The sequence below is a fragment of the Sphingomonas faeni genome (assembly GCF_024273235.1).
GTDB classification, from domain to species: Bacteria; Pseudomonadota; Alphaproteobacteria; order Sphingomonadales; family Sphingomonadaceae; genus Sphingomonas; species Sphingomonas faeni_A.
In genome coordinates, this window is the sequence record NZ_JANBVH010000001.1 from 75,820 (window position 1) to 95,714 (window position 19,895).

26 protein-coding genes are annotated in these 19,895 nt (G+C 67.2%); 18 read left to right on the top strand and 8 right to left on the bottom strand.

What is annotated here, in order from left to right:
* Positions 1-19: 19 nt before the first annotated feature.
* Positions 20-307, bottom strand: a complete 288-nt coding sequence (gene groES, locus NLI89_RS00335; protein WP_254685162.1) for a co-chaperone GroES — start codon at positions 305-307, stop codon at positions 20-22.
* 495 nt (positions 308-802) lie between these two features.
* On the opposite strand from groES, the gene sppA reads away from it, so the two are divergent.
* Positions 803-2,752, top strand: coding sequence for a signal peptide peptidase SppA (sppA, locus tag NLI89_RS00340; RefSeq protein ID WP_254685163.1), 1,950 nt, complete (start codon positions 803-805; stop codon positions 2,750-2,752).
* Positions 2,752-3,348, top strand: coding sequence for a GNAT family N-acetyltransferase (locus NLI89_RS00345; RefSeq protein ID WP_254685164.1), 597 nt, complete (start codon positions 2,752-2,754; stop codon positions 3,346-3,348). Before sppA ends, NLI89_RS00345 begins: the two co-directional genes overlap by 1 nt.
* A 688-nt stretch (positions 3,349-4,036) precedes the next feature.
* On the opposite strand, the gene NLI89_RS00350 is transcribed toward NLI89_RS00345, so the two are convergent.
* Complete coding sequence (locus NLI89_RS00350) at positions 4,037-4,675, bottom strand: trimeric intracellular cation channel family protein (RefSeq protein ID WP_254685165.1); 639 nt, start codon at positions 4,673-4,675, stop codon at positions 4,037-4,039.
* 174 nt (positions 4,676-4,849) lie between these two features.
* On the opposite strand from NLI89_RS00350, the gene NLI89_RS00355 reads away from it, so the two are divergent.
* From NLI89_RS00355 to NLI89_RS00365, 3 genes are all read left to right on the top strand, one after another.
* Positions 4,850-5,155 (top strand): glycine zipper 2TM domain-containing protein, encoded by a 306-nt coding sequence (locus NLI89_RS00355; protein ID WP_254685166.1) that lies wholly within the window; start codon positions 4,850-4,852, stop codon positions 5,153-5,155.
* 107 nt (positions 5,156-5,262) lie between these two features.
* On the top strand, positions 5,263-5,691 hold the full coding sequence (locus NLI89_RS00360; protein ID WP_254685167.1) for an OsmC family protein: 429 nt from the start codon (positions 5,263-5,265) through the stop codon (positions 5,689-5,691).
* A gap of 112 nt (positions 5,692-5,803) precedes the next feature.
* On the top strand, positions 5,804-6,403 hold the full coding sequence (locus tag NLI89_RS00365) for a glycine zipper 2TM domain-containing protein (protein ID WP_254685168.1): 600 nt from the start codon (positions 5,804-5,806) through the stop codon (positions 6,401-6,403).
* A 182-nt stretch (positions 6,404-6,585) separates the two neighbouring features.
* On the opposite strand, the gene NLI89_RS00370 is transcribed toward NLI89_RS00365, so the two are convergent.
* Positions 6,586-6,807, bottom strand: coding sequence for a hypothetical protein (locus tag NLI89_RS00370; protein WP_056052052.1), 222 nt, complete (start codon positions 6,805-6,807; stop codon positions 6,586-6,588).
* Between the two features lie 234 nt (positions 6,808-7,041).
* Here NLI89_RS00370 and NLI89_RS00375 point away from each other — a divergent pair, with 234 nt between their 5' ends.
* From NLI89_RS00375 to NLI89_RS00400, 6 genes are all read left to right on the top strand, one after another.
* Positions 7,042-7,770: a hypothetical protein gene (locus tag NLI89_RS00375; RefSeq protein WP_254685169.1), complete on the top strand. Its 729-nt coding sequence runs from the start codon at positions 7,042-7,044 to the stop codon at positions 7,768-7,770.
* Between the two features lie 320 nt (positions 7,771-8,090).
* Positions 8,091-8,465 (top strand): fluoride efflux transporter CrcB, encoded by a 375-nt coding sequence (gene crcB / locus NLI89_RS00380; RefSeq protein ID WP_254685170.1) that lies wholly within the window; start codon positions 8,091-8,093, stop codon positions 8,463-8,465.
* Complete coding sequence (locus NLI89_RS00385) at positions 8,462-9,757, top strand: RluA family pseudouridine synthase (protein WP_254685171.1); 1,296 nt, start codon at positions 8,462-8,464, stop codon at positions 9,755-9,757. The genes crcB and NLI89_RS00385 overlap by 4 nt, the downstream gene beginning before the upstream one ends.
* Positions 9,758-10,238: 481 nt before the next feature.
* On the top strand, positions 10,239-10,898 hold the full coding sequence (locus NLI89_RS00390) for an HAD-IA family hydrolase (RefSeq protein WP_254685172.1): 660 nt from the start codon (positions 10,239-10,241) through the stop codon (positions 10,896-10,898).
* On the top strand, positions 10,895-11,110 hold the full coding sequence (locus NLI89_RS00395; protein ID WP_254685173.1) for a hypothetical protein: 216 nt from the start codon (positions 10,895-10,897) through the stop codon (positions 11,108-11,110). Before NLI89_RS00390 ends, NLI89_RS00395 begins: the two co-directional genes overlap by 4 nt.
* A gap of 13 nt (positions 11,111-11,123) precedes the next feature.
* Entirely contained in the window at positions 11,124-11,804 is a 681-nt protein-coding gene (locus tag NLI89_RS00400; protein WP_254685174.1) for an ATP12 family chaperone protein, read from the top strand.
* A 273-nt stretch (positions 11,805-12,077) separates the two neighbouring features.
* On the opposite strand, the gene gmk is transcribed toward NLI89_RS00400, so the two are convergent.
* From gmk to NLI89_RS00425, 5 genes are all read right to left on the bottom strand, one after another.
* A complete protein-coding gene (gmk, locus tag NLI89_RS00405) occupies positions 12,078-12,728 on the bottom strand; it encodes a guanylate kinase (protein ID WP_254685175.1) in 651 nt (216 codons plus the stop codon).
* A gap of 99 nt (positions 12,729-12,827) precedes the next feature.
* Positions 12,828-13,028, bottom strand: coding sequence for a hypothetical protein (locus NLI89_RS00410; RefSeq protein WP_254685176.1), 201 nt, complete (start codon positions 13,026-13,028; stop codon positions 12,828-12,830).
* On the bottom strand, positions 13,025-13,237 hold the full coding sequence (locus tag NLI89_RS00415) for a hypothetical protein (protein WP_254685177.1): 213 nt from the start codon (positions 13,235-13,237) through the stop codon (positions 13,025-13,027). The genes NLI89_RS00410 and NLI89_RS00415 overlap by 4 nt, the downstream gene beginning before the upstream one ends.
* A gap of 142 nt (positions 13,238-13,379) precedes the next feature.
* Positions 13,380-14,768 (bottom strand): class II fumarate hydratase, encoded by a 1,389-nt coding sequence (gene fumC, locus NLI89_RS00420; RefSeq protein WP_254685178.1) that lies wholly within the window; start codon positions 14,766-14,768, stop codon positions 13,380-13,382.
* 184 nt (positions 14,769-14,952) lie between these two features.
* The gene (locus NLI89_RS00425; protein ID WP_056489744.1) at positions 14,953-15,438 is read right to left on the bottom strand and encodes an SspB family protein; all 486 of its coding nucleotides are present in this window, start codon (positions 15,436-15,438) and stop codon (positions 14,953-14,955) included.
* A 71-nt stretch (positions 15,439-15,509) separates the two neighbouring features.
* On the opposite strand from NLI89_RS00425, the gene hisB reads away from it, so the two are divergent.
* The 7 genes from hisB to NLI89_RS00460 all read left to right on the top strand — a co-directional run bounded on the left by hisB (position 15,510) and on the right by NLI89_RS00460 (position 19,834).
* The gene (hisB, locus tag NLI89_RS00430; RefSeq protein ID WP_254685179.1) at positions 15,510-16,097 is read left to right on the top strand and encodes an imidazoleglycerol-phosphate dehydratase HisB; all 588 of its coding nucleotides are present in this window, start codon (positions 15,510-15,512) and stop codon (positions 16,095-16,097) included.
* Positions 16,098-16,209: 112 nt separating this feature from the next.
* On the top strand, positions 16,210-16,812 hold the full coding sequence (hisH, locus tag NLI89_RS00435) for an imidazole glycerol phosphate synthase subunit HisH (RefSeq protein ID WP_254685180.1): 603 nt from the start codon (positions 16,210-16,212) through the stop codon (positions 16,810-16,812).
* Positions 16,813-17,008: 196 nt separating this feature from the next.
* Positions 17,009-17,746, top strand: a complete 738-nt coding sequence (hisA, locus tag NLI89_RS00440) for a 1-(5-phosphoribosyl)-5-[(5-phosphoribosylamino)methylideneamino]imidazole-4-carboxamide isomerase (protein ID WP_254685181.1) — start codon at positions 17,009-17,011, stop codon at positions 17,744-17,746.
* A 238-nt stretch (positions 17,747-17,984) separates the two neighbouring features.
* A complete protein-coding gene (gene hisF / locus NLI89_RS00445; protein WP_254685182.1) occupies positions 17,985-18,773 on the top strand; it encodes an imidazole glycerol phosphate synthase subunit HisF in 789 nt (262 codons plus the stop codon).
* Positions 18,774-18,778: 5 nt separating this feature from the next.
* Positions 18,779-18,988, top strand: coding sequence for a hypothetical protein (locus tag NLI89_RS00450; protein ID WP_254685183.1), 210 nt, complete (start codon positions 18,779-18,781; stop codon positions 18,986-18,988).
* Between the two features lie 32 nt (positions 18,989-19,020).
* Entirely contained in the window at positions 19,021-19,341 is a 321-nt protein-coding gene (locus tag NLI89_RS00455; RefSeq protein ID WP_254685184.1) for a phosphoribosyl-ATP diphosphatase, read from the top strand.
* A 115-nt stretch (positions 19,342-19,456) separates the two neighbouring features.
* Positions 19,457-19,834, top strand: a complete 378-nt coding sequence (locus NLI89_RS00460) for a histidine triad nucleotide-binding protein (protein ID WP_254685185.1) — start codon at positions 19,457-19,459, stop codon at positions 19,832-19,834.
* The last annotated feature ends 61 nt before the right edge of the window (positions 19,835-19,895 follow it).

Below are 19,895 nucleotides of genomic sequence, written 5' to 3' on the forward strand. Positions count from 1 at the left end.
CGATCCCGAGCCCGTCGGGTCAACCGACGATACCGAGAATGTCCGATTCCTTCATGATGAGGAGGTCCTCACCGTCGACCTTGACCTCGGTGCCCGACCATTTGCCGAACAGGATCTTGTCGCCGGCCTTGACGTCGAGCGGCGTGATCGTGCCGTTCTCGGCGCGGGTCCCGGTGCCGACGGCGACGACTTCGCCTTCCTGCGGCTTTTCCTTGGCGGTGTCGGGGATGATGATGCCGCCAGCCGTCTTCTCTTCGGCTTCGAGGCGCTTCACCAGCACGCGATCATGCAACGGACGAAAGTTCATGGGGTCCATGTCCTTTTGGGATTGTGACAGATTTCTGGCACTCAGGGGACCCGAGTGCCAACGGACGGCATATGTGCCTCGGGGTGCGGCATGTCAAAGGTTGCGCGGGTGAAATTTTTTCGGGCGGGCTTGGGTTTCGCGCGTCGTGGCGGAAGGGGGTGGGGTAACCGCACTGGTAACGCGCTGCCGTTCTCCTGCGCACGCAGGAGTCCAGGGTAACGGAGAGCGGCGCTTGTGATCCTGGGCTCCTGCGTTCGCAGGAGAACGCGAGTGGGGCGAACCTTTACTTCTGCTCCCCTTCCGCTTGCGGGAGGGGTCGGGGGAGGGGCTTTTCCGAGGCGGCGCGTTTGGGGGACGCCCCTCCCCTAACCCCTCCCGCAAGCGGAAGGGGGATGCTGTGGCGTTCGGACGGATGTGCGTGGCTACAACGCCCCTGTGTTGGCACGGTAACACAGGCCATTTACCTCGGTCCGCGCATGCTCTAGCTCTCGTCCCATGACCGATACCGCAGCGCCGTCCTACGCCCCTCCCCCGTCCTATACCGACCCGACGCGGCCTCGCCGCAAATGGCGGCTGGTGCGGGGCGTGTGGAAGTTCCTCGTGGCGATCAAGGATGCGCTCGTCCTGATCGCGATGCTGTTGTTCTTCGGGCTTATTTTCGCGGCGCTCAATGCGCGGCAGAGCACCACGGCGATCAAGGACGGCGCGCTGGTGCTCGACCTCAATGGCTCGATCGTCGAGCAACCCGAGGAGCAGGCCGCGTTCGCCGCACTGTCGGGGCAGAACACGACTCGCCAGTTCCGCCTGCGCGACGTGGTCCGCTCGATCGACACGGCAAGAACCGATGCGCGCGTGAAGGTCGTCGTGCTCGATCTCGACAGCTTCGGTGGCGCCTATCCCGCGGCGCTGGGCGAAGTCGGCGATGCGTTGGCGCGGGTGCGGGCGAGCGGCAAGCCTGTCCTCGCCTATGCGACCGCGTACACCGATGGCGGATACCGGCTGGCGGCGAATGCGAGCGAGATCTGGGTCAACCCGCTGGGCGGCACGATCTTCATGGGGCCGGGCGGTAACCAGCTCTATTACAAGGGCCTGATCGACAAGCTCGGCGTCAACGCGCACGTGTACCGCGTCGGCCGCTACAAGTCGTTCGTCGAGCCCTACACGCGGGCGGACCAGAGCGAGGACGCGAAGGCGGCGAGCACCGCGCTGTACGGCACGCTGTTCTCGCAGTGGCGCGAGGCGGTCGCCAAGGCGCGACCCAAGGCACAGATCGCGCAGTTCATGAGCGCGCCCGACAAGGTGATCATCGCCGCGAACGGCAACATCGCGCAGGCCAATCTGCGCGCCGGCATCGTCGACAAGCTCGGCGACCGGACCGCGTTCGGGCGCCGCGTCGCGGAGATCGCCGGGTCCGACGACAAGAAGCCGGCGGGCAATTTCAACACGATCAAATACGATGCCTGGGTGAAGGCGAACCCGCTGCCGACGGCAGGCGACGCGATCGGCGTGCTGACGATCGCCGGCGAGATCGTCGACGGCGAGAGCGGCCCCGGCAAGGCGGCGGGCAAGACGATCGAGAAGGCAGTGCTCGATGGGCTCGCCAAGAAGGATCTGAAGGCCCTCGTGGTCCGCGTCGATTCGCCCGGTGGCTCGGTGCTGGCGTCGGAGCAGATCCGGCTCGCGATCCTCGAGGCCAAGCGGCAGAAGCTGCCGATCGTGGTGTCGATGGGCGGTCTGGCGGCGAGCGGCGGTTACTGGGTGTCGACGCCCGCCGACGTGATCTTCGCCGAGCCGGGCACGATCACCGGCTCGATCGGCATCTTCGGCGTGATCCCGACCTTCGAGAACGCGCTCGCCAAGATCGGCGTGACCAGCGACGGCGTGAAGACGACGCCGCTGTCGGGCCAGCCCGATATCGTCGGCGGCACCACGCCGATGTTCGACGCGATCGCGCAGGCCGGCATCGAGAACGGCTATCGCGAGTTCATCGCCCGCGTCGCCGCGTCGCGGAAGATGACGCCGGCGCGGGTGGACGAGATCGGCCAGGGACGCGTCTGGGATGGCGGCACGGCGCGGCAGATCGGGCTGGTCGACCGGTTCGGGACGCTCAAGGACGCGATCGACGAGGCAGCCAAGCGCGCCAAGCTCGATCCGGCCAAGGTGCATGCCGAGTATCTGGAGAAGAAGCCGGGCTTCCTCGCGACGATCGCGCAGGACTTCGGCAACGACGGCTCCGATGATGACGCGGGCGGCGGCGATGCGTTCGCGCATGTCGCGGCGGATCGTCGCCAGATGCTCGCGCAGGCGGTCGGCGACATGAAGCGGCTGGCGACGTCGGGCTCGATCCAGGCGCGCTGCCTGGAGTGCGGCGGGATGGGACCGACGACGGCGGGCATCGGCGATGCGAAGCTGCTCGACCTGTTGCTGGCGCGGATCGGCTTCTGATGGTTCCCGCGTCTCGGCCAGCTTCGGGCAACGGGGGCGGGATCGTGATCCGGGCCGCGGTCCCCGAGGATGCCGCGTCGATCGCGGCGATCTATGCGCCGCACGTGCTGGTCGGGACGGTGTCGTTCGAGACCGAGGCCCCGGATGCGCGGCAGATGCGGGCGCGGATGGCGGCGTCGGACGGGCTGTACCCGTGGCTGGTCGCGACGATCGGCCCCGAAGGTGGTGTGCTGGCCTATGCCTATGCCGCGCCGTTCCACAAGCGCGAGGCGTACCGGTTCGCGTGCGAGACCACGGTGTATGTCGCGGATGCGGCGCAGCGGCAGGGCGCGGGGCGGCTGTTGTACGAGGCGCTGATCGATACGCTGCGGGCCCAGGGGTTCACGCAGGCGATCGGGGCGATCGCGTTGCCGAACGATTCGTCGATCAAGCTGCACGAGGCGGTCGGGTTTCGGCGCGCGGGGGTGTACCGCGAGGTCGGGTACAAGAACGGGCAGTGGATCGATGTCGGGCATTGGCAGTGCGAACTGAACGAGCCTGCGGTGCCGCCGGTCGAGCCGAAGCGGTTTGCGGATGTTGGGGTTGTGCGGGGGTAGGCGCTGGGGTTTGGTTTGGCGCGGGTGATGTGGTTTTTGTCGTTGGTCGACTGGTTCTTGGTCGCGGAGACGCGACAGGATTTTGGGAGCGCGCGGAGCCTGACGTAGCGGTTTCTACCTGACCAACCCTGCCTGAGCAGTTCCTCCTCGAAGCGCAGTCCCTCGTTGAAGAGCAGCGCGGCTTCTTCTTCGCCCCTCCCTGGAAGGGAGGGGTTGGGGGTGGGTTGGTTTCCTTGTGTCTCGACGGTGGCGACACAAGCGGGCCTACCCACCCCCGGCCCCTCCCTTTCAGGGAGGGGAGCGGTTTGGGGTCTCGGGTGCCTTTGCGTCTTATCACTGCTCTTCGTGCGAACCGCGGCCGGGGCAGATGATCGGCAGCCGGTGATCGCCTGAGCCCCGGCATAAACACCTATACCACCCCGGCGGAGGCCGGGGCCCAATTGGTGAGGTTATAGTAACTTAGCGCAGTCCGTCGTTAGCAACGTCCCCCAATTGGACCCCGGCCTTCGCCGGGGTGGTAGAGGTGGGGGGAGATGTCTCGCCGACGAGTAGAGATCAGCCCAACGTATAACGATCGGACCGTCGACTTCAGTCCGCACGCCGGCCCTCTCCTCCTTGTTCTCCCGCGAAGGCGGGAGTCCAGTCTGGGTCCCCGCCTTCGCGGGAGAACAGTCGCGCCTGCGGTACGCTAGCGTCGGCCGCCATAGGCCGGCAGCGCCAGATGGAAGCGGATCGCCGCGGCACGCAGCGTGAACCCGGCGCTGGCGGCGATCACCGCGGACCAGCTCAGCGGGACCCCCAGCAGCACCAGCCCCACATAGCTCGCCGCCGCCAGCGCCGCCGCGGTCACGTACAGCTCGGGTCGCATCAGGATCGACGGTTCGCCCGCCAGTACGTCGCGGATGATGCCGCCGACGCAGGCGGTCATCACGCCCATCAGCGCGGCCGGCACCGGCGGCACGCCGTAGCCGAGCGCCTTGGCCGCGCCATACACTGCGTACGCCGCGAGCCCTACCGCATCGAACCAGCCGAGCGCCTCGTCCTTCCACCAGCGCTGCGGCGTCACCCAGATCAGCAGCGCCACACCGAGGCACACGCTCGCCGCCCGCGCGTCGTGCACCCAGAAGACCGGCGCGTCGATCAGCAGGTCCCGCACCGTGCCGCCGCCGACCCCGGTGATCAGCCCGAAGAAGACGAGCGTCACGAACGTCTGGCCGCGCTTCGCCGCCGCCAGCGCGCCCGAGGCGGCGAACACCGCGAGACCGGCGAGGTCGAACCACGGCGCGGCGACGGGCAGGATCTCGACGGGCAAGGGGACGGGCAACATCGGGGCGGCGTAACCGGCGCGCCTGGAGCGGTAAAGCAGAAGCGGCGCGCGACGTCGCAACACCGGCGGGCGAATACCCTGAACGAACATGAACGCGATGTTGTTTTCGGTTCATGCAACTCGCCGTATAGTCACATCGTTACACCACCAGATCAATTCACTAGGGAGTTAAACATGCGTAAGTTCATCCTCGCACTCGGCTGCAGCGCCATGGTCCTGCCGACCGTCCTCATCCCGGTTTCGGCCGCAGATGCCCGCGATCGTCGCGAATGGCGTGGTCGTGACGGCCGCGTCTATTGCAAGAAGAGCAACGGCACGACCGGCACGATCATCGGCGGCGTCGGCGGCGCCCTGCTCGGCCGCACGGTCGACACCCGCGGCGACCGCACGGTCGGCACGCTCGGTGGTGCAGTCCTGGGTGGCCTCGCCGGCCGCGCGATCGACAAGAGCACGAGCAACAACAATCGTCGTTGCCGCTAAAGAAACGCCGCTAAAAAAAACCGCGCCGCCATTTTGCCGGTGGTGCGTTGAAGACGGGCGTCGTGGGGAACCACGGCGCCTTTTTTCATTTCCCGAAAGGACCCATCATGACCACACGCAGCGGTTCGGCAAAATATGAAGGTCTCGGCAAGAGCGGCAAGGGCCATGTCTCGACTCAGTCGGGCGTGTTGTCCGACAGCCCCTACGGCTTCAACACGCGGTTCGAGAACGAGCCCGGCACCAACCCCGAGGAGCTGATCGCGGCGGCGCATGCGTCGTGCTTCACGATGGCGCTGAGCTTCGCACTCGCAGGCAAGGGCTATGAGGCGGGTACGCTGGAGACGTCAGCGAAGGTGACGCTCGACAAGGATGGCGACGGTTTCAAGATCACCAAGTCGGCGCTGACGCTGAACGCCAAGGTCGACGGCGTCTCGAAGGAAGAGTTCGAGGTGATCGCCGCGGACGCCAAGGCGAACTGCCCGGTGTCGAAGGTGCTCAACGCCGAGATCACGCTGGAGCACACACTGGCCGCTTAAAATCGCCTGATCTCAAAGACCTGTCGGCCGGCTGAATGCGACGTAGTTTGCGGTTCACGCAACCCCCGCATCGGCCGGCCGTTCAGTACGCACAGCATTTGGGAGAGAGATAATGCGTATTGCTATATTGTCGGCGGCCCTTGCCGCTACCGCGTTCAGTGCGATGCCCGTCGCTGCGCAGTCGACGATCCGGGGCGCCAATCGCGAATATAACAACGAGGTCCGCGACGCGCAGCGCGACTATCGCCGCGACGTCCGCGACGCGGATTCGCGCGGTGACGTCCGCGATGCGCGCCGCGAATATCGTGAAGAGGTGCGGGATGCACGGCAGGACCGCCGCGGGGACGTTCGCGACATCCGGCAGGACCGCCGGAACGACGGGCGCAACTGGCAGCAGTATCGCGGCTATGACTATAACCGCTACGAGCGCGGGCAGCGCGGGTATTTCGCCGACCGCTATTACCGTGATGGGCGCTATTACCAGGAGCGTCGCCTGGGCCGGAACGACCGCATCTATCGCGGCGGCAACGGGCGCTATTACTGCCGTCGCAACGACGGGACGACGGGGCTGATCGTTGGTGGCCTGGCCGGCGGTGCGCTCGGCAACATCATCTCGAGCGGTGGTTCGCAGTTGCTCGGCACGTTGATCGGTGCGGGCGGTGGCGCCGTGCTGGGGTCGTCGATCGACCGGGGCAACGTGCGCTGCCGTTGAGGGTTAGATTACAATCCTCCCCCGCAAGGGGGAGGTGGCTGGCACTTGCCAGACGGAGGGGGAGGAACGGGTAACGGCCGTTACGTGTCCTCCCCCTCCGTCACCTGCGGTGCCACCTCCCCCTGGCGGGGGAGGATTTAGGATTGAACAGGGCCTGGTGGGAACGCCGGGCCCTTTTCGCGTCAGATGATGCCGCCGCCGAGGCTCAGGCGGAGCGCGAAGATGATGATCAGGACGATGTTGAGGTTGCGGCCGCCGCTGCTCGACGAGAGCGCGCCGACCGCAGCGCCGACGATGCCGATCGGGATGACGAGCCAGTTCATCCAGCCGAGCAGCGGGATGAAAGCGACGAGGCCGAGCACCAGGGTGACGAGGCCGATGAGGATCGAGACGATGTTCAGCATGGGTGGAACATGGCGGGTCGGATCGGTTCGAGCAAGGCTTGCCGGATGCTTGCGATCCTCCCCCGCCAGGGGGAGGTGGCGCCGGAGGTGACGGAGGGGGAGGCACGCGACCACGTGGGTTCCGTGTCCTCCCCCTCCGTCTGGCGAGTGCCAGCCACCTCCCCCTGGCGGGGGAGGATCGGAGGGGAGCGGAAAACGCTTTCTTCACCGTCTTTCGCGCATAGGATGCGGGTGATGACTTTCCCCCTGCGCTCCGCCCTTCTCCTCCCGCTCGCGCTGGCCGCCTGCAACCGGTCCTCGACCGACCAGCAGGATCTCAACAGCCTGGATGCCGAGCTGACTAACGGCACGGTGCGCGATCCGGCGCTGACGTCGGCGCTGGGCGGGCAGATCATGGTCGACCCCCGGTTGACCCAATCGTCCAACACCGATGCGGTGCGGCCGCCGACGCGGCCGGAGGGCGGCGCGGTGCCGCCCGAGGGTCCGCTGAAGGCCGATCCGGTCGACCCGAAGACGTTGCAGCGCGCGCCGGCGCCGTCGAACGATTGCCCCGAGTGCAAGACGGCGAACGGCGCGCTGACGCTGGGGGCGCTGGCGAAGCGACAGAAGACGCCGGACGCGGGGGCGTGTGCGCAGAAGATCGGCTATTCGGCGGGGTGGGCGAACCGGTTGCCGGCGGACCTGCCGCTGTATCCGGCGGCGCGGTTGACCGAGGCGGCGGGGGCGGACCGCGACGGGTGTCGGCTGCGGGTGGTGAGTTTCGCGAGCGCTGCGCCGATGCAGAAGATGCTCGACTGGTATTTCACGAAGGCGACCGCGGCGGGGTATTCGGCCGGGCACAGCACGGACGGCAAGCAGCATGTGCTGGGCGGGGTCCGGGGGAACGACGCGTATGTGGTGTATGTGACGGCGCGGGCTGGTGGCGGGAGCGATGTGGATATGGTTTCCAACGCCGGGCGGTGAGTTCCAAGCTGAAGCCATTCTAAGAGTGCACCACCCCGGCGGAGGCCGGGGCCCATTTGGGAAACGTCGCTAACTGAGCGCGGTCCTTCGTTACTGCGACCTTTCCAATTGGGCCCCGGCCTCCGCCGGGGTGGTGGTGATCGAGGATGGCGTCACTCCTCCTTGTTCTCCCGCGAAGGCGGGAGCCCAGTCTGGGTCCCCGCCTTCGCGGGGAAACAATTTTGGGGGAGATGCCGCGCCTATTGTGCATGAGAGCGCAGGCGAACGCGCCCTCCCAACCGCACCTTTCCGTTTTCCCCGATTCACGCTAGGGCGCGGGGATGCTTCCCCTTCTCTACGTCATGGTCGGTGGTGCGGTCGGTTCCGGCGCGCGCTATCTGACGGGTAGCGCGGTGACGGCGCTGCTCGGGCCGGACTATCCCTTCGGGACGCTCGCGGTGAACATCGTCGGCGGGTTGCTGATGGGCGTGCTGGTCGGCGTGCTGGCGCAGAACAGCGCGTCGGAGACCTGGCGCCTGCTGCTCGCGGTCGGCGTGCTTGGGGGATTCACGACCTTTTCGGCGTTCTCGCTGGAGGTCGTCACGATGATCGAACGCGGCGCATTCGGCGTCGCGTTCGGCTATGTTTTGGTGTCGGTGATCGGTTCGGTCGCCGCGTTGTTCGCGGGTCTCTCCGCAGTAAGGGCCGTCGCATGACTGCGGGCAAAAGCGATAGCGATATGGGTTTCCGCGAGTTCAACGTCGGGTTCGACGATGACGGCATCCGGCTCGACCGGTGGTTCAAGCGGCATCTGCCCGATACGAGCTACACCACGGTGGCGATGTGGGCGCGCACCGGGCAGCTCCGCGTCGACGGCGCGCGCGCGACGCCGGGCGACCGGATCACGGCGGGCCAGATGCTCCGCGTTCCCCCGCCCGAGGCCGACAAGGCCACCGCCGACCCGGACAAGCCCCAGCGCGTCCGCGAACGCGTGATCCTGTCCGACGAGGAGACCGAACTCGCGCAAGGCATGGTCATCCACAAGGATTTCCAGGCGTTCGTGCTGAACAAGCCGCCGGGTCTCGCCACGCAGGGCGGGACCAAGACGACGCAGCATGTCGACGGGCTGCTCGATGCGCTCCAGTACGACAATGAGGGTCGGCCGAAGCTGGTCCACCGGCTCGACAAGGATACGTCCGGCGCACTGCTGGTGGCGCGGACGTCGCGCGCGGCGGCGTTCTTCGCGAAGGCGTTTTCGGGGCGGACCGCGCGTAAGGTGTATTGGGCGCTGGTGGTCGACGTGCCGTCGATCGAGGACGGCATGATCGAGCTGCCGATCGCGAAACAGCCGGGCACCGGTGGCGAGAAGATGCACATCGACGAGGCCGAGGGCGCACCGGCGCGGACGCGCTACCGCGTGATCGAGCGCGCTGGCAACCGGGCAGCGTGGGTCGAGTTGCAGCCGTTTACCGGGCGGACGCATCAGTTGCGCGTGCACATGGCGGCGATCGGGCATCCGATCGTCGGTGACGGCAAATACGGTGGCGCGGCGGCGTTCTTGACCGGCGGGATCTCGCGGAAAATGCATCTGCATGCGCGGCGGATCAAGGTGGATCATCCGGATGGCGGGTCGATCGACGTGACGGCTGAGTTGCCGACGCATTTCGCTGAAAGCCTCAAACAATTGGGTTTCGAGGAGAAGCTGGGCGACGACCTGGTGCTCGACGAGAAGACCGCGCCGACGCGCGAGCAGATGAAGTCGCGGGCGAAGGCGCATGCGAAGTCTGTTCGGAAAGACCGCAAGGGTGAGCGGCGTGGGCGTGGGGTTGTCGAGGAGAAGAAGCCGGGCAAGCCTGCGCCGAAGACGGGTGGGCCTCGGACTGGAGCCGGGTCCAAGTTTGGGGCACCGCGGAATGGGCCTCGGGTCGAGGGGGCCAAGCCTGCCGGGCGGGGTCGCTCGGGTGGCGCTGGGAAGCCTGGGCCTCGGAGTGGTCCTGGGACCCGGTAGGTGATGCCTGCCGACTAACGTGCCCTCACCCTTCCCACGGCCAAGCGGCCGCGGGCCCCTTCCCTCTCCCCCGAGGGGAGAGGGAGAGCCTCCGGAGGCGTCTCGGGGTGGGGTCGAGTCTAATCTCACTCCACCCCGGCGAAGGCCGGGGCCCAGTTGGGGGACGTCGCTAGCGAAGGGCGGCGCTCCATCATTGCCACCTCTCCAACTGGGCCCCGGCCTTCGCCGGGGTGGGGCCGCTGGTTGAAAACACCCCTCGCCCATCCCCGTTCCCCCGCGAAGGCGGGGGTCCAGGAGTCGGGGGGGCTGTCGGTGTTTAGCTGGGCCCACGCGTCCGCGGGGGAACATGGGTGGTGCGGTTGCGCTAACGCTATGCATCTAGCGCGTAGCTCATGGTCCATGGCTCCTAGCCCCCCGGTTTGACGTTCCCCTTCCGCACCTCGTGATCTACGACGCCACCCATGTCTTTCCGGAAAATCTCATGATCCGTCTTGCCGTGTTCGATTGCGACGGGACGCTCGTCGACAGCCAGGCGAATATCTGCGTCGCATGCGAGCGTGCGTTCGAGGGCGCCAAACTGATCCCGCCCCCGCGCGCGAAAATTCGGCGGATCGTCGGGCTCAGTCTCGTCGAGGCGATGCAGGTGTTGCTGCCGCAAGCGGACGAGGCGCTGCACCGGTCGCTCGCCACCGATTACAAGAACGCGTTCCATGCGATGCGGGCGAGCGGCGAACTGGCCGACGAGCCGTTGTTCGAGGGGATCGCCGAGGTGCTCGGGACGCTGGCCGACGACGGCTGGGTGCTCGGCGTGGCGACGGGCAAGTCCGATCGTGGGCTCGCGCATATCCTTGCCGCGCACGGGATCACCGAGCGGTTCGTGACGTTGCAGACCGCGGACCGCCATCCGTCGAAGCCCGATCCGGCGATGCTGTTCGCGGCGATTGCGGAGGCGGGCGCGACCGCGGAGACGACGGCGATGATCGGCGACACGAGCTTCGACATGGCGATGGCGCGCGCGGCGCGGGTGCGGGCGGTCGGGGTCGCTTGGGGGTATCACGACGTGCACGAGCTTTCCGACGCGGGGGCGGACGTCGTCGCGACCGCGGTGCCGGACTTGCTGCACATGGTGGCGCGGCCATGACCGAAGCCGACAAATTGGCGCAGCGGCGCTGGATGGTGCTGGTCGGGATCCGGCTGGCGGGTGTGGCCGGGGCATTGCTCGGGCTGATTTTGGTGGCGCGCGCGCATGACTTCGCACCGAAAATCCTGGGCGTGGCGATCATATTGTCGGCGCTGGTGATGATCGGACTCGTCCCGCGCAGCCTGGCACATCGCTGGCGGACGCCCGAATGAACGGAATGGGCGAATGAAACGCTTCTGGAAAGACGTCGCGATCGATGCGGACCGGGTGGTGACGCTCGACGGCAAGCCGGTGCGGACGCCCGGGCGGCGGCCGCTGGCGTTGCCGAGCGATGCGCTGGCCGAGGCGGTCGCGGAGGAATGGCGCGCGGTCGGCGAGACGATAGATCCGCGGACGATGCCGCTGACGGGCTTGGCGAACGCGGCGACCGATCCGATCGCGAACGATCCGGCGCAGTTCGCTGCGCGGCTGGCGGCGTATGGCGAGAGCGACCTGCTCTGTTATCGCGCCGATGGGCCGCCGCTGCTGGTCGAGCGGCAGGCGGCGGCGTGGGATCCGCTGCTGGCGTGGGCGCGCGGGCGGTATGACGTGACGTTCGCGGTGACGGCGGGGGTGATGCACGTTGCTCAGCCAGATGCGACGATCGCGCGGCTGCACGAGGCGGTCGCGGCATATGACGATTTCCGGCTGGCGGGGTTGTCGCCGGTGGTGACGCTGACCGGATCGCTGGTGATCGGGCTGGCGCTGATCGAGGGGGAGATCGATGCGGATGCGGCCTGGGCGGCGGCGGGGATCGACGAGGACTGGTCGGTCGAGATGTGGGGCGAGGACTGGCAGGCGACCCAGTTGCGCGAGTTGAAGCGCAAGGAGTTCGGGGTCGGGGTCGAGTTTCTGGGACTGCTGTAACTTGCTCCCCTCCCTGGAAGGGAGGGGTTGGGGGTGGGTCAGCCGGTTGGCTGAGGCTTCGATCCCCAAGCAGCCGACCCACCCCCGGCCCCTCCCTTTCAGGGAGGGGGGGAAGATCAGCGGGTCAGGCGGGTGTGAGGCCAGTCAGTGCCAGTCGCCGGAAGTGCTTCAAAGACCTGTCACCCCAGCGGAAGCTGGGGTATCCCGGTTGGCGAACGCTGCGCCCCGGAACGGGGAGATCCCAGCTTTCGCTGGGATGACGGGTTGGGATAACTAGCGGGTCAGGCGGCGGATGAAGCCGATCAGGCCGGTCTGGCGCGAGCGTTTCAACCGTTCCGCCGCCAAAATCGTCTTCACGCCGCGGATGCAGCTGTCGACGTCGTCGTTGACCAGCACATAGTCATAGCCGTCCCAATGGCTGACCTCGTTCGCCGCGCGCGACATGCGGGCGTCGATGACCTCGGTCGAGTCGGTGCCGCGGCTGGTGAGTCTCCGGTGGAGTTCCTCCATCGACGGCGGGAAGATGAAGACGCGGACGACGTCGCCGCCGGCGATCTGGAACAGCTGTTGCGCGCCCTGCCAGTCGATATCGAACAGCACGTCCTTGCCCGCGGCCAGCAGCTCCTCGACCTGCGCGCGCGGGGTGCCGTAGCGGTGATTGAAGACGTGCGCCCATTCGAGGAATTCGTCCTTCGCGACCATGTCGCGAAAGCCCTCGAGGTCGGTGAAATGGTAATCTTTGCCGTCGACTTCGCCTGGCCGCATCGGCCGGGTGGTCACCGAGACCGACATCTCCAGTTCGTGCTCGTCCGCGAGCAATCGGCGCGCGATGGTCGATTTGCCGGCGCCGGACGGCGAGGACAGGACGAACAGGACTCCGCGGCGACGGAAACCATGCGGGTCGGACGGAAGTGTGTGGGGCATGCGCGCCCTTGCCGCGGACTGCGCATGGGCGTCAACCCATCCGCAGTCCGCGCGTGTCATTCTGGCGCCCGAATTCCGGGGGCGAATTCCGGGAGCGGATCAGTAGCCCGTCTTGCGCGCCTTGTTGCGGTCATACGCCTTCTTGGCCGCGTAGCCGCCGCCGAGGATCATGCCGAGCGGGCCCATGCGGCGCATCAGGCCCATCGCCACCACGCCCTTCACTGCGCCCGAAGCGCCGCCCGTGCCGTTGCGACGGCCCATCTCGCGGCCGACCAATGCGCTGATAATACGTCCGATCATGCTTTTACCTCTCCGAAAACCTGGTCCTTGAGTTCCGCTGCACCGCGCAGCACTGCCCAGCCGATCGCGTAGGTCACGGCCATGGGCACGACGATCTTGAGTACGTTGGCGGTGATCGCACCGATGATCGCGCCGTCCGCGTTGCCGTCGTCGCCGCTCAGCGAGTCGATGCCTGCGCCGATCAGCGCGCCTATGGTCGTTGCGCCCACGTAATTTTCTCCTGCCCGTGTGGCGGGTTAGCGCGCGAAAGGCGTTTGGGTTCCCTGCCTCGTGTTCTCCTGCGCACGCAGGAGCCCAGGGTACCAAGCGCGCCGTCCGTGACCCTGGACTCCTGCGTGCGCAGGAGAACGGTCAGCGGCCGAGCATCGATTCGGGTTTGACGACTCGGTCGAAGGTTTCGGCGTCGACCAGGCCGAGCGCCAGGCCGGCTTCCTTGAGCGTCAGGCCTTCGGCGTGGGCGTATTTGGCGATCTTCGCCGCCGCGTCGTAGCCGATCTCCGGGGCGAGCGCGGTGACCAGCATCAGCGAACGGTCGAGCAGTTCGGCGATGCGGCCGCGGTTCGGTTCGATGCCGTCGACGCAGCGTTCCGCGAACCCTTCCATCGCGGTCGCGAGCAGGTCGATCGAGCGCAGCACGTTGGCGCCGATCAGCGGCTTAAAGACGTTCAGTTCGAGATGGCCCTGCATCCCGCCGACGGTGACCGCGACGTGATTGCCCATTACCTGCCCGGCGACCATCGTGAGCATCTCGCACTGCGTGGGGTTCACTTTCCCCGGCATGATCGAGCTGCCGGGCTCGTTGGCGGGAAGGTCGATCTCGCCGAAGCCGCAACGGGGGCCCGAGCCGAGCAGGCGGATATCGTTGGCGATCTTGGTCAGCGCGACCGCTAGCGTGTTGAGCGTGCCCGAGAGGTGGACGAGCGGGTCGTTCGACGCCAGCGCCTCGAACTTGTTGCGTGCGCTAACGAACGGGAGGCCGGTGATTTCGGCGAGTTCGTGCGCGATCGCGTCGCCGAAGCCGGTGGGCGCGTTGAGGCCTGTGCCTACCGCGGTGCCGCCCTGCGCGAGGATGACCATGCCGTGGCTGATCGCGGGCTCGATACGATGACGGCAGCGGTAGAGCTGGTTCGCATAGCCGGAAAACTCCTGGCCCAGTGTCAGCGGCGTTGCGTCCTGCAGGTGCGTGCGGCCGATCTTGACGATGTCGTCCCAGGCATTGGCCTTGGCGTCGAGCGCGGCATGCAGCTTGTCGAGTGCGGGAATCAGGCGGTGGGTCGTGGCGATGGCGGCGGCGATGTGGAGCGCGGTGGGGAAGCTGTCGTTCGACGACTGGCTCATGTTGACGTGGTCGTTGGGGTGGACCGGTGACTTGCCGCCGCGGGTGCCGGTGAGGACCTCGTTGGCGCGGCCGGCGATGACCTCGTTGACGTTCATGTTCGACTGCGTGCCGCTGCCGGTCTGCCAGATGACGAGGGGGAACTGGTCGTCGAGCTTGCCGTCAATGATTTCCTGCGCGGCGGAGTCGATCGCGTCGGCGATTTTCGGGTCGAGGCCGTGGGCGCGATTGACGCGGGCGGCGGCCTGTTTGACGAGCGCGAGCGCGTGGACGATCTCGATCGGCATGCGTTCGCGGGTGGCGAAGGGGAAGTTCTCGATCGAGCGTTCGGTCTGTGCGCCCCAATAGGCGGCTGCGGGGACTTCGATTGGGCCGATCGTGTCGGTTTCTGTGCGGGTGGTCATGGGGAAAGAACCTTCCGGGCTTGCGTGGGTCCCTCGCCCCTCCGGGGAGAGGGAGGGAGGAGCGCTTGCGACGGAAGGGAGAGGGGCGTTGGGATGAACCGTCCCGAGCCTCACTCCCCTCTCCCTTCCCACCGCAAGTGCGGCGGGCCCCTTCCCTCTCCCCGTAGGGGCGAGGGAGTTCGGGTTACTTCTTCCGTTTGAAATCCACCGCCACGACATTCGAGCCATCCTCGATCGGGACCGCGGTCGGGCCGTCGTTTTCCGCTTCGTCATGGTCGCCGAGCGCGTCTTCCGCACCTTCCTGTGCCTGGAAGCGGAGTTCGAAGCTTACCGCGGGATCCTGGAACGCGGTGATCGCCGAGTAGGGGATGACCAGCTTCGAGGGGACCTGGTTGAAGCTGAGCCCGATCGAGAAGCGCTCGTCGTCGACGATCAGGTCCCAATAGCGGTTCTGCATGACGATCGTCATCTCGTCCGGGAAGCGCTCGATCAGGCGCTTGGGGATGTCGACGCCGGGGGCCTGCGTCTTGAAGGTGATGTAGAAATGATGCTCGCCGGGCAGCCCGCCGGCCTCCGCGACGGAACCCAGCACGCGGCCGACGACGGCACGCAGGGCTTCTTGCACGATCTCGTCGTACGGAATCAGGCTATCGGGCAGTCCATCGGTCATTCCCCTTGGGTAGCGTCATTCGATTGGCGGTCAAGATTGCATGCGTCGCGGCGCACGTTATGGGAGGTGGCATGCGCACCGCCACGATCACCCGCTCCACCGCCGAGACGGCGATCGACGTCACCGTGAACCTCGATGGGACCGGCGTGTACGACGTCGAGACCGGGGTCGGTTTCTTCGACCACATGCTCGAGCAACTCTCGCGTCACTCGCTGATCGATCTGCGCGTGCGGACCAAGGGCGATCTGCACATCGACGAGCACCATACGGTGGAGGACACCGGCATCGCGATCGGGCAGGCGTTCGCGCAGGCGCTCGGCGACAAGAGGGGCATCGCGCGGTACGGCGATGCGCTGTCGCCGATGGACGAGACGCTGACGCGGGTGGCTCTGGATATTTCCGGGCGGCCCTGGCTGGTGTGGAAGGACCTGTTCTCGCAGAAACGCCTCGGTGGCATGGATACCGAGATGTTCGAGCATTTCTTCCACAGCTTCGCGCAGGCGGCGGGGATCACGCTGCACGTCGAGACTTTGTACGGGACGAACAACCACCATATCGCCGAGGCGGCGTTCAAGGGTGTCGCGCGGGCGCTGCGGACCGCGATCGAGATCGATCCGCGCAAGGCCGACGCGATTCCGTCGACCAAGGGAATCTTGTGACTTCCCCCCTCCCTGGAAGGGAGGGGCCGGGGGTGGGTCGGCTGCTAGGGAAGCACGACGCCTGCCAACCGGCCGACCCACCCCCTGCCCCTCCCTTCCAGGGAGGGGGGTTATGTTAGCGCTCATCGACTACGGCGCGGGGAACCTGCATTCGGTCGAAAACGCGTTGCGGACGGCCGGGTGTGTCGATCTGGTCGTGACTTCGGACGCCGACGTGGTCGCCAAGGCCGAGCGGATCGTGCTGCCGGGTGTCGGCGCGTATGGTGCTTGTTCAGCGGCTTTGCGCGCGGTGCCGGGGATGGTCGAGGCTTTGAACCGGCGGGTGCGCGATGAAGGCATGCCGTTTCTCGGGATCTGCGTCGGCATGCAACTGATGGCCGATGCGGGTGAGGAGATGGGGACTCATGCCGGGCTCGGATGGGTGCCGGGGCGCGTGCGACGGCTCGAGCCGGGTACGATGGAAGCGAAGGTGCCGCATATGGGGTGGAACGACGTTGTCCCGACCGTCGCGCATCCGCTGATCGAGCCGGGCGAGGCGTATTTCCTGCACAGTTTCGCCTTCGAGGGCTCGGACGTGCTCGCGACGACCGACCATGCCGGTGCGGTCACCGCGGCGATCGGCCGCGACACGATGATCGGCGTGCAGTTTCACCCCGAGAAGAGCCAGCGCTACGGCCTGGCGTTGCTCGAACGATTCCTGGAGTGGCGGCCGTGACCCTCGCAGCGTTCCAACTCTGCTCTACCCCGTCATCCAGCCCCAATCCGTCACCCCAGCGGAAGCTGGGGTATCCCACGATCGCTAGCGCGCCCTTGCCGCACGAGACCCCAGCTTTCGCTGGGGTGACGGGCTTGGGTTGCGGGCTGGGTTGCGACGGCGGGCCGGGATTGATTATCGAACAGGATTGCCGCGCATGAGTCTCATCATTTTCCCCGCAATCGACCTCAAGGCGGGTCAGGTCGTGCGTCTTGCCGAAGGCGATATGGACCGGGCGACCGTCTACGGCGACGATCCCGCGGCGCAGGCGATGCTGTTCGCCGAGGCGGGCGCGGAGCATCTGCACGTGGTCGATCTCGATGGCGCGTTCGCTGGGGCTTCGGTCAACGGCGATGCGGTGCGGGCGATCGTCGCGCAGTTTCCGGGGCATGTGCAGCTTGGCGGCGGGATCAGGACGCGGGCCAGCGTCGAGGGCTGGTTCGACCTGGGCGTGTCCCGCGTCGTGATCGGAACCGCGGCGCTGGAGGACCCCGAGTTCGTGCGCGGCGTGGCGAAGGACTTTCCCGGCGGGATCGTCGTCGCGGTCGACGCGAAGGACGGCATGGTCGCGACCAAGGGCTGGGCGGACGTTTCGGCCACGAGCGCGGTCGATCTCGCGCGGCGGTTCGAGGATGCGGGGGTGGCGTCGTTGCTGTTCACCGATGTCGGGCGCGACGGGATGCTGAAGGGGTGCAATGTCGACGCGACGGTCGATCTGGCGCGGGCGGTGGACATTCCGGTGATCGCTAGCGGTGGCGTGAAGGGGATCGCCGAGATCCATGTGCTGGCCTTGCATGTTCGGGACGGGGTCGAGGGGGTCATCACGGGGCGCGCTCTGTACGATGGCCGGCTCGATCTTGCGGCGGCCTTGAGTGTGGCGAAGGCAGCAGGATGATTCACGCGGAGACGCGGAGACGCGGAGGAAGTGAGAGCTTTTCGCGCAGAGGCGCAGAGAGCGCGGAGGCAGTGCGCGGCAGCATTCATTGTTTCCTCACTGGCGACAGAACCCCGCCCGCCCCGGCGCGCTCCTTCTTCTCTGCGTCCTCTGCGCCTCTGCGCGAAAAATTCTTAGCGGCTTTGCCGCGTCTCCGCGTCTCCGCGTCTCCGCGTGAACCAATTCTACGGCGCAACGCATGACGGTTCGTGCACGTGTGATTCCGTGTCTCGACGTCGCCGATGGGCGTGTCGTGAAGGGCGTGAACTTCGTCGAACTGCGCGATGCGGGTGATCCGGTCGAGCAGGCGCGGGCGTATGATGCCGCCGGGGCGGACGAACTGTGCTTCCTCGATATCGGGGCCTCTCACGAAGGCCGGGGTACGATCCTCGACGTGGTGCGACGGACGGCGGCGGTGTGCTTCATGCCGTTGACGGTCGGCGGCGGCGTACGGACGGCGGACGATGCGCGCGCGCTGTTGCTGGCGGGGGCGGACAAGGTGGCGGTCAATTCCGCGGCGGTCGAGCGGCCGGAGCTGGTCGCGGATATCGCCGAGCGGTTCGGCAGCCAGTGCTGTGTCGCGAGCGTCGATGCGCGGCGATCTGGTGAGGGCTGGGAAGTGTTCACGCATGGCGGCCGACGCGCGACGGGAATCGATGCGATCGCGCATGCCTTGCGGCTCGCCGAGCTAGGCGCGGGCGAGTTGCTGGTCACGTCGATGGACCGCGACGGGACCCGCAGCGGTTACGACCTCGACCTGATCCGCGCGATTTCGGACCGCGTCGGCGTGCCGGTGGTCGCGAGCGGCGGAGTCGGTGGGCTCGACGATCTGGTGGCGGGCATCCGCGACGGGCATGCGAGCGCGGTGCTCGCCGCGTCGATCTTTCACTTCGGGCAGGCGTCGATCGGCGACGCGCATGCTGCGCTGGCGGCGGCGGGGATTCCGGTGCGGACGCCGGTTGGCGCTGCGCTTCCCCTAGGCGCCTGACGGGCGTGTCGGCGCTCGCCATACTCGCGGTCGAATCGGGGCATAGCGGCGTCGCGCATCCGCCGACCGGGCTGGCGATGTCGGACGTCGCGCTGTTCGTGTTCGCGGCGATCGGCGTTTGGCTCGTGCGCCGGGCGTTGCGGAAGCGGTTCATCGAGGCCCGTCGCCGCAACCTTGCCGATCGTGAAGCAGCCGGACAGCCCAAGAAGGATTGACCCGCCTGCCCGGCTGCGTCAGCACGCCGCGCATGGCAGACCCTGTATTCGACCGCCTCGAAGCGACCATCCGCGCGCGCCGCGATGCGCCCGCCGATACCAGCTATACCGCGAGCCTGTTCGCGAAGGGGCGGCCGAAGATCGCGCAGAAGCTTGGCGAGGAAGCCGTCGAGACGGTGATCGCCGCGTGCTCGGGCGACGAGGCCAGCATCGTGCCCGAAGCAGCGGACCTGATGTTCCATCTGGCGGTGTTGCTGGCCGATGCGGGGCTGAGCCTGGACGACGTGCGCGCGGAACTGGAGCGGCGCGAGGGTGTCGGTGGGTTGGTCGAGAAGGCGGGGCGGACGGCGTAATCTGCTCCCCTTCCGCTTGCGGGAGGGGTCGGGGGAGGGCATGACCCACACGCTCCGCCGGGATCGGGAAGGCACGCCCCTCCCCTAACCCCTCCCGCAAGCGGAAGGGGGATTTATGCCGATCGACGCCACCCAGCCCTATGACGACCAGAACATCTTCGCGAAGATCCTGCGCGGCGAGATCCCGTCGAAGCGCGTCTACGAGGACGACTTCGCAATCGCCTTCCACGACATCAACCCGCAGGCGCCGACGCACCTGCTCGTGATCCCCAAGGGCGCGTACGTATCCTGGGACGACTTCTCCGCGCGGGCGCCCGATGCCGAGATCGCCGGGTTCGTCCGCGCGGTCGGCGCTGTCGCGCGGACCGCGGGACTGGTCGAACCGGGCTATCGCCTGCTCGCCAACATCGGCCGGGACGGGCACCAGGAGGTGCCGCACCTGCATGTTCATGTCTTCGGCGGGCGCCCGCTCGGGCCGATGCTCGCGCAATAGCGCAGCTTTCCGCCACTAAAGGATTGCACGTAATAAAATTGCCATTAGGCTCGCCGGCTTG